This window comes from Parasedimentitalea nitratireducens, assembly GCF_057444295.1.
In genome coordinates, this window is the sequence record NZ_JBYAXC010000001.1 from 905,370 (window position 1) to 919,390 (window position 14,021).

At 56.7% G+C, this 14,021-nt stretch carries 16 protein-coding genes; 5 read left to right on the plus strand and 11 right to left on the minus strand.

What is annotated here, in order from left to right; genetic code table 11:
* Window positions 1-36: 36 nt before the first annotated feature.
* On the minus strand, window positions 37-546 hold the full coding sequence (locus tag AC2T28_RS04595) for a hypothetical protein (RefSeq protein WP_486747764.1): 510 nt from the start codon (window positions 544-546) through the stop codon (window positions 37-39).
* Between the two features lie 120 nt (window positions 547-666).
* Between AC2T28_RS04595 and mtgA the strand changes: the two genes are divergently transcribed.
* From mtgA to queG, 3 genes are all read left to right on the plus strand, one after another.
* Window positions 667-1,377 (plus strand): monofunctional biosynthetic peptidoglycan transglycosylase, encoded by a 711-nt coding sequence (gene mtgA / locus AC2T28_RS04600; protein WP_486747765.1) that lies wholly within the window; start codon window positions 667-669, stop codon window positions 1,375-1,377.
* 67 nt (window positions 1,378-1,444) lie between these two features.
* Window positions 1,445-2,110 (plus strand): FtsZ-binding protein FzlA, encoded by a 666-nt coding sequence (gene fzlA / locus AC2T28_RS04605; protein WP_486748020.1) that lies wholly within the window; start codon window positions 1,445-1,447, stop codon window positions 2,108-2,110.
* 70 nt (window positions 2,111-2,180) lie between these two features.
* A complete protein-coding gene (gene queG, locus AC2T28_RS04610; protein WP_486747766.1) occupies window positions 2,181-3,233 on the plus strand; it encodes a tRNA epoxyqueuosine(34) reductase QueG in 1,053 nt (350 codons plus the stop codon).
* A gap of 10 nt (window positions 3,234-3,243) precedes the next feature.
* On the opposite strand, the gene msrA is transcribed toward queG, so the two are convergent.
* Both msrA and msrB read right to left on the minus strand, forming a co-directional pair.
* Complete coding sequence (msrA, locus tag AC2T28_RS04615) at window positions 3,244-3,753, minus strand: peptide-methionine (S)-S-oxide reductase MsrA (protein WP_486747767.1); 510 nt, start codon at window positions 3,751-3,753, stop codon at window positions 3,244-3,246.
* Window positions 3,750-4,199 (minus strand): peptide-methionine (R)-S-oxide reductase MsrB, encoded by a 450-nt coding sequence (gene msrB / locus AC2T28_RS04620; RefSeq protein WP_486747768.1) that lies wholly within the window; start codon window positions 4,197-4,199, stop codon window positions 3,750-3,752. Before msrB ends, msrA begins: the two co-directional genes overlap by 4 nt.
* 154 nt (window positions 4,200-4,353) lie before the next feature.
* Between msrB and AC2T28_RS04625 the strand changes: the two genes are divergently transcribed.
* The gene (locus tag AC2T28_RS04625) at window positions 4,354-4,737 is read left to right on the plus strand and encodes a hypothetical protein (RefSeq protein WP_486747769.1); all 384 of its coding nucleotides are present in this window, start codon (window positions 4,354-4,356) and stop codon (window positions 4,735-4,737) included.
* 40 nt (window positions 4,738-4,777) lie between these two features.
* On the opposite strand, the gene AC2T28_RS04630 is transcribed toward AC2T28_RS04625, so the two are convergent.
* The 6 genes from AC2T28_RS04630 to ade form a co-directional block, all read right to left on the minus strand.
* A complete protein-coding gene (locus AC2T28_RS04630; protein ID WP_486747770.1) occupies window positions 4,778-5,341 on the minus strand; it encodes a DUF4202 domain-containing protein in 564 nt (187 codons plus the stop codon).
* A 15-nt stretch (window positions 5,342-5,356) separates the two neighbouring features.
* Complete coding sequence (locus AC2T28_RS04635) at window positions 5,357-6,265, minus strand: DMT family transporter (RefSeq protein WP_486747771.1); 909 nt, start codon at window positions 6,263-6,265, stop codon at window positions 5,357-5,359.
* Window positions 6,266-6,270: 5 nt separating this feature from the next.
* The gene (locus AC2T28_RS04640) at window positions 6,271-6,894 is read right to left on the minus strand and encodes a LysE family translocator (RefSeq protein ID WP_486747772.1); all 624 of its coding nucleotides are present in this window, start codon (window positions 6,892-6,894) and stop codon (window positions 6,271-6,273) included.
* An 83-nt stretch (window positions 6,895-6,977) separates the two neighbouring features.
* Window positions 6,978-7,265, minus strand: coding sequence for an HU family DNA-binding protein (locus AC2T28_RS04645; RefSeq protein ID WP_486747773.1), 288 nt, complete (start codon window positions 7,263-7,265; stop codon window positions 6,978-6,980).
* 140 nt (window positions 7,266-7,405) lie between these two features.
* A complete protein-coding gene (locus AC2T28_RS04650; protein ID WP_486747774.1) occupies window positions 7,406-8,872 on the minus strand; it encodes an AMP nucleosidase in 1,467 nt (488 codons plus the stop codon).
* On the minus strand, window positions 8,869-10,671 hold the full coding sequence (ade, locus tag AC2T28_RS04655; protein ID WP_486747775.1) for an adenine deaminase: 1,803 nt from the start codon (window positions 10,669-10,671) through the stop codon (window positions 8,869-8,871). The genes AC2T28_RS04650 and ade overlap by 4 nt, the downstream gene beginning before the upstream one ends.
* Before the next feature lie 141 nt (window positions 10,672-10,812).
* Here ade and AC2T28_RS04660 point away from each other — a divergent pair, with 141 nt between their 5' ends.
* A complete protein-coding gene (locus tag AC2T28_RS04660; protein ID WP_486747776.1) occupies window positions 10,813-11,682 on the plus strand; it encodes an SDR family oxidoreductase in 870 nt (289 codons plus the stop codon).
* A 43-nt stretch (window positions 11,683-11,725) separates the two neighbouring features.
* Here AC2T28_RS04660 and AC2T28_RS04665 read toward each other — a convergent pair whose 3' ends face one another.
* Window positions 11,726-12,088, minus strand: a complete 363-nt coding sequence (locus AC2T28_RS04665) for a 1-deoxy-D-xylulose-5-phosphate synthase (protein ID WP_486747777.1) — start codon at window positions 12,086-12,088, stop codon at window positions 11,726-11,728.
* The gene (gene dxs, locus AC2T28_RS04670; protein ID WP_486747778.1) at window positions 12,081-14,021 is read right to left on the minus strand and encodes a 1-deoxy-D-xylulose-5-phosphate synthase; all 1,941 of its coding nucleotides are present in this window, start codon (window positions 14,019-14,021) and stop codon (window positions 12,081-12,083) included. Before dxs ends, AC2T28_RS04665 begins: the two co-directional genes overlap by 8 nt.

Genomic DNA, 14,021 nt, shown 5'->3' on the forward strand with positions numbered 1-14,021 from the left:
GGCCCTCGCAACCAAAGTTGCGGGGGCTTTTTTGTTTCAGGGAAGTTTATAATTTCCGGTCACCGTGTTGCGTGATGCAAAACTGTTTTCTGTAGGGTTAGGGCCGGATATCCGCGAATAGGCTCCACCACCCGTAATACCTGCCAGTGTGCCGGTACCGCCGATGAAGGTCCATGATCCCTCCGCCATGCTGCCCAAGACGCCCGAGCCGCCATAGCGGATCATCGTGGTGCTGCCATCGGGGTAGGTGGTTCTGCACAGCCCACTTTCATTATCAAATTTTCCGTCAAATACCGTAGCGGCGCCAACACAGTGCAGGCTGGCCACACCGTTCACACCGCTTTCCATCGTGTCGCGGAGCCCGTTAACCGCATAGTTCAGTTGCATGGTGCCCTGACTGGCAGCCAGTGCTGTAAACTCACCTGTGGTTGCAACGACAAAATCAATTGGGCCTTCTTTAGGGATATCCTGCGCCATAGCGGCGACTGGCAAGAGCAGGCATAGCGATGCTGAAATGCTGCAAATTGACTGATGAACAGAAAACATAAGAAACCCTCCTTGGATTGTGCTTACGTAGGGCAGGGTCCTTGTAGGACCACGCTTGTTTCGTTCCGAAGTCGTGAATTACGGGTTTGAGCCGCCCAGCCAGTGTCTTATAGAGGCAATATGGCGAAGAAGAAAAAATCCAAGAGCAAAGCCAAAGGTGGCTTTAAACAATGGCTGCGCCGCTGGCTCATGCGCGCGGTACTGGCATTTGTCGCTCTAATCGGCTTCTTCATTTTGCTCTATACGGTGGTGAACCCGCCCTACACTCATACGATGTGGGCCGAGCGCAGTCGCTTGGGCCAGATTGATCGCGAATGGGTGGCGTTTGAAAACATCGCTCCAGTGATGGCGCGCTCGGCCGTGGCGGCCGAGGACGCCCGATTCTGCCAGCATTGGGGTATTGATGTACAGGCGGTTCGTGCCGTTCTGGACGAGGGCGGTAATCGTGGTGGTTCGACAATTTCGCAGCAGGTCGTCAAGAACGTGTTCCTGTGGCAGGAACGCAGCTGGATCCGCAAAGCACTGGAAACCCTGATCACCCCAGCGGTCGAAGCGGTGTGGAGCAAGCGGCGTATTCTTGAGATCTACTTGAACGTCGCCGAAATGGGCGAGGGTATCTTTGGAGTCAAAGCTGCGGCAAAGGCCTATTTCGATGTATCTCCAGATCAGTTGAACGCCGAGCAGGCCGCTTTGTTGGCTGCCTTGCTTCCCGCACCCAAAAGCCGGTCTGCCACCAACCCGAGTGAAAAAATGAAACGCAAAGCCGCCAAAATTGCAGATGGAGCGGCCACCATCCGCGCAGATGGCCGCGCTGCGTGTTTCGAGGATTGAATTTCTTGTCGGCGCGAGGCATTGCTGAACAACAACCCTTCTTAGTTACCGGATGTTACTGACACCCATGGCCCGCCTGCACCACGTACCGCTTTCCCCTTTTTGCCGCAAAGTTCGCCTGTCTCTGGCGGAGAAGAAGATCGAGGTGGATCTGGTTGAGGAACGCTATTGGGAGGGCGATCCGGATTTCCTACGCCGTAACCCGGCAGCAAAGGTGCCCGTTATCCGGTTAGACGGTAAGATAATGGCCGAAAGCGCGGCGATTTGTGAATACCTGGAAGAAACCCGCCCCGAACCGCCTTTGATGCCTAAAGATCCAGATGCGCGTTATGAAGTGCGTCGGCTCGTTTCTTGGTTTGATGACAAGTTTCACCACGAAGTGACCTCGAAGCTACTGTATGAGCGGGTAAACAAGAAAATTACCGGGCAGGGCTATCCGGACAGCCGGAACGTCAAGGATGGGGCCAAGGCCGTCAAATATCATCTGGATTACATGGCTTGGTTGCTGGACCAGCGCCGCTGGCTGGCTGGCGACGTGATGACCCTGGCTGATTTTGCCGCCGCCGCACATTTGTCGTCGCTGGACTATATCTCGGATGTGGATTGGAACCGCTCGGCTGTGGTCAAAGATTGGTATGCCAAGATCAAATCGCGCCCGGCGTTTCGTTCGATTTTGGCGGATCAGGTGCCTGGGTTCCGTCCCCCCCCACATTACACCGACCTGGATTTCTGATAGACCATGCTAAGTGGGGGCTGTCTGCCCCCATCGCCTGACGGCTCCCCCCGAGGATATTTTAGGCCAGATGAATATAGGATCTTCAGTTAAGGATGCCCTTGTCGCGCGCGCCCTGGAAGAGGGGTTTGTGTCGTGCCGAATTTGCCGCCCTTGGGATGTTCCTGAGGTTCCCGAGCGCTTGGCTGCCTTTATTGAAGCTGAGTATCACGGCCAGATGGGATGGATGGCCGAGCGCACCCATTGGCGCGGTGATCCGGCGTTACTGTGGCCCGAGGCTCGGTCGGTGATCATGCTCGCCGAAAGCTATGCACCCGAGCACGATCCTACAGAGATTTTGCAGCATGCCGATCGTGGCGCGATTTCGGTTTATGCCCAGAACAAGGATTACCATGATCTGGTCAAGAAGCGGCTGAAGCGTCTGGCGCGTTGGCTGATTGATGTGGCCAAGACGCAGGGTGAAGAACCCGAGGTGAAGGTGTTTGTCGATACCGCACCGGTCCCGGAAAAGGCATTGGGGCAGGCGGCAGGGCTGGGTTGGCAGGGCAAACACAGCAATCTTGTGAGCCGGGATTGGGGTAACTGGGCCTTTATAGGGTCTGTTTTTACCACTTTAGAGCTGCCTGTGGATCTGGCTGAGCCAGATCGCTGCGGGTCGTGCCGGGCTTGTCTGTCCGTCTGCCCAACGGATGCGTTTCCAGCCCCGTATCAGGTCGATGCCCGCCGGTGCATTTCCTACCTGACGATCGAGTACAAAGGGCCTGTGGACGAAGAGCTGCGCGGTAAATTGGGCAACAGGATCTATGGCTGTGATGATTGCTTGGCGGCCTGCCCTTGGAACAAGTTTGCGGTGGAGGCGAGCGATATGCGTTATGCCGCACGCGACGAGCTGAAAGCGCCCAAATTGGCAGAATTGGCCGCGTTGGATGATACGGATTTTCGCGCCATGTTTTCGGGCTCACCGATCAAGCGGATTGGACGCGACCGGTTTGTGCGCAATGTGCTTTATGCGATTGGCAATTCCGGGGATGCAAGCCTGCGCCCTGCAGCGCAGGCTTTGACCAATGACCCCGATCCAACGGTTGCCGAAGCTGCCCAATGGGCAGCCCAGCGTTTGCAATAGCGAGCGTTACCTACGACGCCTTGGCGCGTTTCGGCAGCACCCAGTCCGGGCGGGCAAAGTGGCAGGTGTAGCCACCAGGGCGATTCTGCAGATAGTCTTGGTGTTCGGGCTCGGCCTCCCAAAACTCACCCACCGGCTCTAGCTCGGTAGCCACCTTGCCGGGCCACAGGCCGGATGCGTCGACATCGGCGATAGTGTCAACGGCAACGGCTTTTTGCTCGTCGCTAGCAAAGTAGATCGCCGAACGATAGCTCATCCCCATGTCATTGCCCTGCTGGTTTTCGGTGGTTGGATCGTGGATCTGGAAAAAGAACTCCAGTGTCTCACGAAACGAAGTCACGGCCGGGTCAAAGATGATCTCGATCCCCTCGGCATGGGTGCCGTGGTTGCGATAGGTGGCGTTTGGTACGTCGCCACCGGTATAGCCAACCCGCGTGCTAATCACGCCAGGACGTTTGCGGATCAGTTCCTGCATCCCCCAGAAACAACCTCCTGCCAGAACTGCGCGTTCAGTGCTCATACGACTTCCTCCACTTGATCAATATATGCGCCATAGCCCTCGGCCTGCATGTCATCCCGGTGAATAAACCGCAGCGAAGCCGAGTTGATACAGTAGCGCAAGCCACCCCGGTCACGGGGGCCATCGGGAAAAACATGGCCCAGGTGGCTGTCACCATGGGTCGATCGCACTTCGGTGCGGATCATGCCAAGGCTGCCATCCCGTAACTCTTGTACATGTGCCGGTTCAATTGGCTTGGTAAAACTTGGCCAGCCACAACCCGATTCGTATTTGTCGGCCGAGGCAAACAGCGGCTCTCCTGATACGATATCCACGTAGAGGCCTGGTTCCTTGTTGCTCAGCAACTTACCTGTGCCTGGGCGTTCGGTGCCCGCATTTTGGGTCACGTGGTATTCCTCGGATGACAGAGCAGCAATGGCATCCGGGTTTTTGCTGTAATTCGGCATATCGGTCTCCGGTTGTTCGCGTAAGGCCAGTAGATGGGGCGGATAAGGGCGAATGCAAAGCAATATTTCAATCAACTCGCGAAACTGTGCAATATAGCTTCGAGCAGAATTCCCTATCCACCTGGATGGATGCGGGGAATGGAGGGGAGATATTGTGACTGCGCCGATTTTGGATATCGAATTGAAGCACAACATTTGGCCAAGCACCAAGAGTGTCGAAGCCGGGGTGATCTACGCAACTAAGGACGAACTTGCGGCTCGCATGCGAACGCCACTTTTCTATAGTGAGTATCCCGAGGAGCAGTGTCTGTTTGCATTTGGTTATTTGCCTACCATTGGTAGCTTTCTTGTGGATGCATCAGATATCACTGGCTATGGCAAAAACGAGGATGCGAAGGTCGAATTTCTAAAATTATTTCAAAACGGCAAGGTTATTTTTACCGTCTGGGTCGAATCCCAAAATGATCTTGGCGCAACCGAATTTACGAGCATATTTACGGAGTTCTTTGGCAAAGATCTCCGCTTTCATGCCAGCTAGTTTGAGCTGCATCTAGTCTAACCTAGAGAGAGGCCGCAGATTAAGATGAGAAGGCCGCAGCCAGATCTGCTGGCAGGTCGAACTCATCCAAAACCCGCGCGCGCGCATCGGCTGACATCTTGCGAGCGGTTTTTTCAACAATGCTCTGGATCTTTTCCGCCGAGTGTTTGGCTGCAAATGGGGCAAAGTACCATTTCAAGAAAACAAAACAGATCACATCCTCCAGCGCCTGCACATCGGCATCGCGTTTCAGGCCTTCCTTCCGCAGCATTTGGCCAGCGGTTTCAACATCCGTCGCTTCATATCCTGCGTTCTGCATCAGTGTGCCAACCGCTTCTGCATGGTGACGGGCCTGATCCTTGCGCCAGGTCAGATAGCCGATGCGCCCCTCGGGATAGGCATCGCGTTTTAGCTTCCAGCGTTCGATATGCTGGCCACGCGCAGCGATCTGCAAGGCTTCGTCAGCGTTTGGAAACAACCGTGTCAACTCGTCGGTCATACGCTGTCCATACAGTAGCGAGGCTGGTTGGCCGTCCTCAATGTTAGGATCCGCAGCATTGGCGGCGTCGATGACCTTGAGAACCTGGTTCAGTTTGTCGGACATGGTGATCCCCTTGTACTATTTAGCTATGCCCGTCTTGGTGGCGTCTGGTTCTGCATTTGCTGCGGGTTGGCGCGACAGCTGTACGGCCAGAATACCAACGGTGACAATCAAAACGCCAATCAAATCCAACGGTCCAAGGCGCTCTCCGAGCAAAAAGGCAGCGATTGCAACGCCAAACACCGGGTTTAAGAAATGGAAGGTTGCGGCACGTAGTGGACCAATGCGGTTCAGCAGCAGAACCCAGATGAAAGTGGCGATGAGACCGGGCACCAGCGTGGTGTAGGCAAAGGCCAGTGCCAGCGGCAGGGTTGGGTTGATATAGATGTCTTCGATCAAACCAGCAGTCACAAACAGCAGGACAGAGCCAACCAGCATTTGCAAGCCAACTACCATCATGAAATTCCCCCCCGAGGTCGCCCCCCGCAGGGCAAGCGTGGCCACGGCGAGTGCAATGACGCCAAGCACACAAAGCAATACACCGAACAAGTCCACCCCGGCATTGATCCGGGTGCCCATGATAAGGGCAACACCAAGAACTCCGGCAATCAGCCCTGCAATTCCAAGCGGCTTGAGGTGCTCTTTGAAAAACAGCCAAGAAGCCAGCGCCACCAGCAGCGGCATTGTCGCGGCAATGATGGCTGCCAGCGAGGCCTCGACGGTTTGCATCGCAACAAAGTTAAGCCCCAGATAAAGAGCGTTTTGGCAGACGCCAAAGATGATAGTGGCGCGCCACTGGTTGCGGGTTAGCTGCCAAGTCTGGCCCATAGCAACGGCGATGACGACACCCAACAGGCCGGATAACAGAAACCGCAGCGCGAGCGAGAACAGTGGCGAGGCATCTGCAACGATGATCCGTGCCGAGGTAAAGGCCGAAGACCACATCAGGGCAAAGGCAAGCCCCATAGCAATTGCGCGTGCGTCCATGGCGATCAGCCCAGCCGTGCGGTGAAGATTTGCCAGCTAGCGGTGGCAAAGGCCGCGGCAAACAGGGTTTCAAACGTGCGGCGTAGGCGCTGGTAAACTCGTACCGCTGTGGCGCTGGAAAACAACAGCGCGTAGCCGTGGAACACCAGAGTGCTTTGTACCGCTATGACTGCGATTACAGTCAACAGAACCGAAGGCTCGGTGCCGGGGGGGATTGCGATGGCATAGAGCGAGCCAAAGAACAAAACCGCCTTGGGATTGGTCAGATGCAGGGCAAGCCCCTTGGCATAGATCGATTTCAGTGATTTGGCAGCTGAGCTGTGCAATGTTGGCGTGCCAGGCGTGACGGCAGACCGTGCTGAACGTATCGCCAGATACATCAGATAAGCGGCGCCAAAGTATCGGACCAATTCGAACATCCAGGCGTTGGCCAGCATGATGGCTCCCAGGCCAAAGGCCGCGGCCACGGACCAGATCAACGAACCGGTTGAAACACCTGCGGCCACAGTCAGCCCGGCTTTGCGCCCGCGCTGCATCGCGGTTCCTGCTATAGTCAGAGTCGCTGGGCCAGGGCTAAGACATGCCAGCAATCCAGCTGTCATGATCAGCAATAAGTTCACACCATCCATGCGGCTTTATCCTTTATCGGAACGGCACAAAAAAAGGGCCGCCTCTGGAGCGACCCTTTCTGAAACTCGAAGGAAGTTCAAGCTTAGCCGTTAACGCTGTCTTTCAGCGCTTTGGCGATTGTCATTTTGACAACCTTGTCGGCTTCTTTCATGAATTTCTCGCCAGTGGCTGGGTTGCGCACTTCGCGCTCTGGGCGTTCACGGCAATAGATTTTGCCAACACCTGGCAGAGTCACAGCGCCACCGCCGGATACTTCGCGGGTGATCAGTGTGCAAACAGCTTCCAGAGCAGCGCCTGCAGCTTTTTTGTCAGCACCCATATCTTCGGCCAGAGCGGCTACCAGCTGGGTCTTTGTCATTGGTTTGGACATTCTTTGTCTCCTTACGTCTGCCCGACTTATGGGGCCTCATCGCGTAATCTTAGCGTTATGTTGTGGCGGAACACAACGAATAGTGTAGGGAAATAAGGGAAAAACCAGCGATTTTCGGCTGAAAATCGACGAAAACGTCCTTAAACAAAGGCTGTCTCGTCGAAAGATCGCAATTTCCGGCTGTGCAAGCGCTCCAAAGGCATGTCTCGCAAGCGTTCCATTGCGCGTATTCCGATCATTAAATGCCGTGCTACCTGAGTTTGGTAGAAATCGGAAGCCATGCCCGGAAGTTTTAACTCTCCGTGCAGTGGTTTGTCGGAAACGCACAGCAAGGTGCCATAGGGCACCCGGAATCGATAGCCATTGGCAGCAATTGTTGCGCTTTCCATATCCAGTGCCACTGCGCGCGATTGGCTCAGGCGTTGCACCGGGCCGGATTGGTCGCGCAATTCCCAGTTGCGGTTGTCGATGGTGGCGACGGTACCGGTGCGCATGATCCGCTTCAGGTCATAGCCTTCCAGTTCGGTCACTTCTTCAACCGCTTGCTCCAGCGCGATTTGTACCTCGGCCAGGGCCGGGATTGGGGTCCAGATCGGAAGGTCGTCATCCAACACGTGGTCTTCGCGCAGATAGGCGTGCGCCAGTACAAAATCACCCAGCGCCTGGGTGTTGCGCAAGCCAGCACAGTGTCCAACCATCAGCCAGGCATGCGGGCGCAAAACGGCGATGTGGTCGGTGGCGGTTTTGGCGTTAGACGGGCCAACACCAATATTGACCAAAGTGATGCCGCTGCCATCCTCACGTTTCAGGTGATAGGTGGGCATCTGCGGTTGCTTAGTCGTCTCTGGGATCTCGGCATCGGCCGAGGTGATCTCGTGGTTGCCGGTGCTGACAAAGCTGGTGTAGCCGGATTTCGGGTCGGCCAACTGCTCGCGGGCATAGGCTTCGAACTCGGACACATAGAACTGGTAGTTGGTGAACAGCACGTGGTTCTGAAAATGCGACGGGTCTGTCGCGGTGTAATGTGACAAACGCGCCAGCGAGTAGTCGATTCGCTGAGCTGTGAACAGCGCCAGAGGGCCAGTGCCGTTTGAGGGCGTGTGTGTACCGTTGACAATATCGTCGTTGGTTGTTGCCAGATCCGGCACATCAAAGACATCGCGCAGGGTAAAACCAGCGGCACCTTCTTGCGGGATTGTCAGACCAGGCTGGGCAGCAACGGCGAAATGTACCGGGATCGGAGTATCTGACAGGCCAATGGTCACTGGCTGGCCGTGGTTCTTGATCAGCAGGCTGATCTGCTGGGTCAGGTAGTTTTTGAACAGATCCGGCCGGGTTACTGTCGTCGCATAGGTGCCCGGGGCAGAGACATGGCCATAGCTTAGACGGCTATCCGCCTGTGCAAAGCTCGATGTGGTAACCCGAATTTCTGGGTAATAGGCGCGGATGCGATGATTGTCGGGCGCGCCGCTTGCCATTGCCTGTGTAAAGCCAGTGCACAGAAAATCTGTGGCCTGTTGATACAACAGCTGCAACCGCTCTACGGCGGCGGTGGCATCGGTGAACTGTTCGGATTTCGGGTGTAGCGGTTGTGAAATAGATGTCATGTAGCGGACTCGATAACTGGAATTTGTTGGAAGGTGCGCACGTCGACCAGGCCCAGGTCCGAGATCCGCAATTCAGGGATCACAACCAATGCCAACAGTGAGTGCTGCATATATGCGTTGTTGAGCGAGCAGCCACAGGACTGCATCGCCTCGCCCAAAGCCTGCGCCTTGGCGGCGACTTCGGTCGCGGGTTGGTCGGACATCAGTCCGGCAATTGGCAGCTCGATCAGTGCCAGTTCCTCTCCATCGCGGAATAGTGTGACACCACCGCCCACTTCGGACAGGCGATTGGCGGCCAGTGCCATCTGCTCGCGATCAGTACCAACCACAATCATGTGGTGACTGTCATGGGCCACGGTTGACGCCATCGCCATCTTGCCCTGATAGCCAAAGCCGGAAACAAAGGCGTTGGTGACACCGCCGGTGGCCCGGTGACGTTCGACCAAGGCAATCTGCATGGTGTCGCCTTCGCCTTCGACCAATCCATCGCGCACCGGCAGATCCGCCTTAAGCGCCTTGGTTGGGGCCTGATTTTCAACCATGCCAATGACATTGACTGTCACACCATTTGCGCCATCGGGGGCCGGGATTTCAAAGTCCTTGGCGGCGAGTTCATGGCCCAGATGCACGGTGCCACGGGCGCTGTCAGGCCAGTCATAATGTGGGCAATCCACCTTGATAGAGCCTGATTCAGCCACGATCTGCCCTCGTGCGATCACGACTTCAATGGGCAACTCGGTCAGGTCCGAGGTCAGGATCACATCAGCGCGACGACCTGGAGTGATCGAGCCAATGTCGCGCTCCAGCCCGAAATGAGTGGCGGTGTTGATGGTTGCCATTTGCAACGCCACTACGGGATCACAGCCACAGGCGATGGCGTGTCGCACCACGCGATTCATGTGGCCATCGTTGACCAAGGTCCCCGAGTGGCAATCATCTGTACATAGGATGAAACTGCGCGGGTCCAGCCCCTTTTCGGTCACTGCGGTGATTTGCGTTTCTACGTCGTACCAGGCTGACCCCAGCCGCATCATCGACCGCATGCCTTGGCGGACACGGGCAATAGCGTCGGCCTCGCAGGTGCCTTCGTGATCATCCGCCGGGCCACCGGCAACATAGGCGGCAAAGTTTGGCCCCAGATCAGGTGATGCATAATGCCCGCCAACGGTCTTGCCGGCGTTTTGGGTCGCTGCGATCTCGGCCAGCATCTTGGGGTCGGCATTGGCCACACCGGGAAAGTTCATCATTTCACCCAGCCCGATGATGCCGGGCCAGCTCATCGCCTCGGCCACATCCTCAGGCGAAATCTCATAGCCGGTGGTCTCCAACCCGGGCGCGGATGGCGCGCAGGATGGCATCTGGGTGAAAATGTTGACCGGCTGCATCAGCGCCTCGTCATGCATGTACTTCACACCGTCCAGCCCCAGCACATTGGCGATCTCATGCGGGTCGGTGAACATGGATGTGGTGCCATGCGGGATAACCGCGCGGGCAAACTCCGCCGGGGTCAGCATACCGCTTTCGATATGCATATGGGCGTCACACAACCCGGGGATCATAAAACGGCCGTTTGCTTCGATCACTTCTGTGTCGGGGCCAGTGCAATACGAGGCGTCGGGGCCAACATAGGCGATACGCCCGGCTACAATGGCAATGTCATGATCGGGGAGAACTTCGCGGGTATGAACATTTACCCATTTACCTTGTCGAATAACCGTATCTGCAAACGCGCGTCCGGCGGCAACTGAAATGAGTTTGGGGGCGACGTCGGGCCAACTTGGAAAAACTATGTCTGTCATGTGCCAATTGTTATGATTGTCGCGCCGAGCGCAAGCCCCCCTATTATATTGATCTTCCGAATACACTCTCTTCGATGACAATAAGATGTCACTGGGCTTGTCCCTCTTGCGCATCCCGATTGCGCGGCGCATTTATGCCACATGACAAAGACTTTGCTCTGCCTTGGATATGGCTACACCGCCCGCGCCCTTGCCCGTTTACTGCTTGCAGATGGCTGGCGGGTGATCGGAACTTCACGTGACGCAATTGCCGAGGATGGGGTCGAAACCCTGACCTGGCCAGGTAACGATGTGTCGTTCGAGGGCGTGACCCATGTCTTGTGTTCCATCGCTCCGACAGCCGATGGCGACCCGGTTCTGGCCGCAATGCGAGACAAAATCGCCGCCGCACAGGATTTGGAGTGGGTTGGGTACCTGTCGACAACAGTGGTTTACGGTGATCATGACGGTGGTTGGGTGGATGAAACCACGCTGATCAACCCCGCAGCGGATCGCGGAAAATGGCGGGCAGGGGCCGAGGCTGAATGGCAATCCATCGACGGTTTGCCGCTGCATATCTTCCGTCTGGCCGGCATCTATGGTCCCGGTCGCGGTCCCTTTGCCAAGCTGATGTCGGGCAAGGCACGGCGGATTATCAAACCGGGGCAGGTGTTCTCGCGTATTCATGTCGAGGATATTGCCCAAGTGCTGGCAGCCTCGATTGCCCAGCCCAATCCGGGTGCGATCTACAATGTTTGTGATGATCTGCCAGTGCCACCTCAGGATGTCCTCAGCTATGCGGCTGAACTGCTGGGCTTGCCCATGCCGCCCGAGGTCCCGTTTGAAGAGGCCGGTATGACCCCGATGGCGCGCAGTTTCTATAGTGAGAACAAGCGAGTGGGGAATGCCCTGATTAAGGAAGAACTGGGTATAACGCTGCGCTATCCCGACTATCGCACCGGTTTGAAGGCTGTGTTCGAGGCTGAGGATATGGAGAAATTCGTGCCGCCCGCCGAACCTACGGGGGTCTAGGCCTAGAGGAGGGCTTTCAGCGCTAGTCTACGAGGCGACTCTGTTAGCCCAGATTGATCAGCTTGGCGTACTCTTCCCGGGCATCATCATCGATTTCCACATCCCGGTTGCCGCCGTACAGCCTGTCATTCTGGTCCTTGCGCGGTCCGGAAATCCAGAAGTGATCTCCGGTATCCACGTCAAAATAGTTTGCCTTGAACCCCGAACCTTTGAGGCTCTGGAAAACCCTGCCCTGGTAGTAAAGCGATTTCCCCGATTTCGAGAAATAGACGCGGCCGATCCTGGCGGAGCCATCCAGCCCTTCGGATTTGTCTTCGATGTACATGATTCGAGAGCGTTCCGTCTTGAAAGAAGCGGGAAGAGTGATCACCTGATCGCGGCTCTCTTCCCGGCCAATCTTACGCACGCTTCTCACCAATCGTTGCCACGCCCAGCACATCCAATACCTTGGCCTCGATCTGGGCGGCGTCCATACCAGCAACCTTGTACATATCCGCCGGGCTGGCCTGATCGACAAAAATGTCGGGCAGCACCATCGAGCGATACTTGAGACCTGCATCAAACACGCCTTCATCCGCCAGCAATTGCGCCACGTGCGAGCCGAAGCCACCCACGGCTCCTTCTTCAATAGTAATCAGCGCTTCATGATTAGCGGCCAGATCCAGGATCATCTCGCGGTCCAGTGGTTTGGCAAATCGGGCGTCGGCAATGGTTGGGGTGATCCCCTTGGCCGATAATGCCTCGGCAGCTTTGCGGACCTCACCCAACCGGGTGCCAAAGGACAGCAGCGCCACGCGTGCGCCGGTTTGAATCATACGCCCTTTGCCGATTTTCAGCACCTGTGGCTCGTCCGGCATCTCAACGCCTTCGCCCTCACCACGAGGATAGCGGAAGGCAATTGGACCGTCATCATGTGCGGCAGCGGTGGCGACCATATGTACCAGCTCGGCCTCATCCGCAGCGGCCATTACCACCATGCCTGGCAGGTTGGTCATGAACCCAATGTCGAAACTGCCCGCATGGGTGGCCCCATCGGCGCCGACCAGACCGGCACGGTCGATTGCAAAACGCACGGGCAAGCGCTGAATGGCCACATCATGTACAACCTGATCGTACCCACGCTGCAAGAACGTTGAATACATCGCGCAGAACGGCTTCATGCCACCCGCTGCTAGTGCAGCCGAGAAGGTAACGCCGTGTTGTTCTGCAATACCCACGTCAAAACAGCGTGAGGGGTAGCGTTCGGCAAACAGGTTCAACCCGGTGCCGTCCGGCATCGCAGCCGTCACTGCGCAGATCTTGTCGTCCTTGGCGGCCAGCTTCACCAGCTCGTTGCCAAAAACGCCGGTATAGCTAGGCGCGTTGGACGGCGTCTTTTTCTGTTTTCCAGTCAGTACATCAAACTTGGCTGTAGCGTGGCCCTTGTCCCGTGCAGCCTCGGCTGGGGCGTATCCCTTGCCCTTCTTGGTCAACACATGGATCAACACCGGCCCGGTGGCGCGGGCTTTTACGGTGCGCAGCACTGGCAGCAACTGGTCCAGATCGTGGCCATCAATCGGCCCCAGATAGGAAAAGCCCAAGCTTTCAAACAGGGTACCGCCCACAGTCATGCCTTTGAGCATATCCTTGGCGCGTTTGGCGCCTTCGCGGAACGGTTCAGGCAATAGCGAAACAGCCCCCTTGGCGGCGGCTTTCAACTCCTGGAATGGTTCTTCGGCGTATAGGCGCGACAGGTAAGACGACAGTGCGCCAACCGGCGGCGCAATGCTCATCTCGTTGTCGTTCAGGATCACAAACAGCCGCTTGCCCAGATGGCCCGCGTTGTTCATCGCCTCAAACGCCATGCCTGCCGACATCGACCCATCGCCAATCACTGCGATAGCATCACCGCTGCCTTCTGGCGGGGTGCCACCCAAGTCACGCGCGACAGAAAAGCCCAATGCAGCACTGATTGAGGTCGAACTGTGCGCTGCGCCAAAGGGGTCATAGGGCGATTCCGACCGTTTAGTGAAGCCGCTCAACCCGTCTTTGGTGCGCAGGGTGCGAATGCGGTCGCGGCGCTCGGTCAGGATCTTGTGCGGGTAACACTGGTGCGACACATCCCAGACCAGCTTGTCGCGGGGTGTATCAAACACCGCATGCAGGGCCACTGTCAGCTCAACCACACCCAGACCCGCGCCCAAGTGACCACCAGTCACTGACACCGCCGAAACTGTTTCCGAACGCAGCTCGCTGGCAACCTGCGCCAGCTGAGAATCGCTCAGCGACTTCAGATCAGCCGGGCGGTTGATTTGGTCCAGCAGTGGGGTATTTGGCCTATCAGTCGTCTGATCGGACAT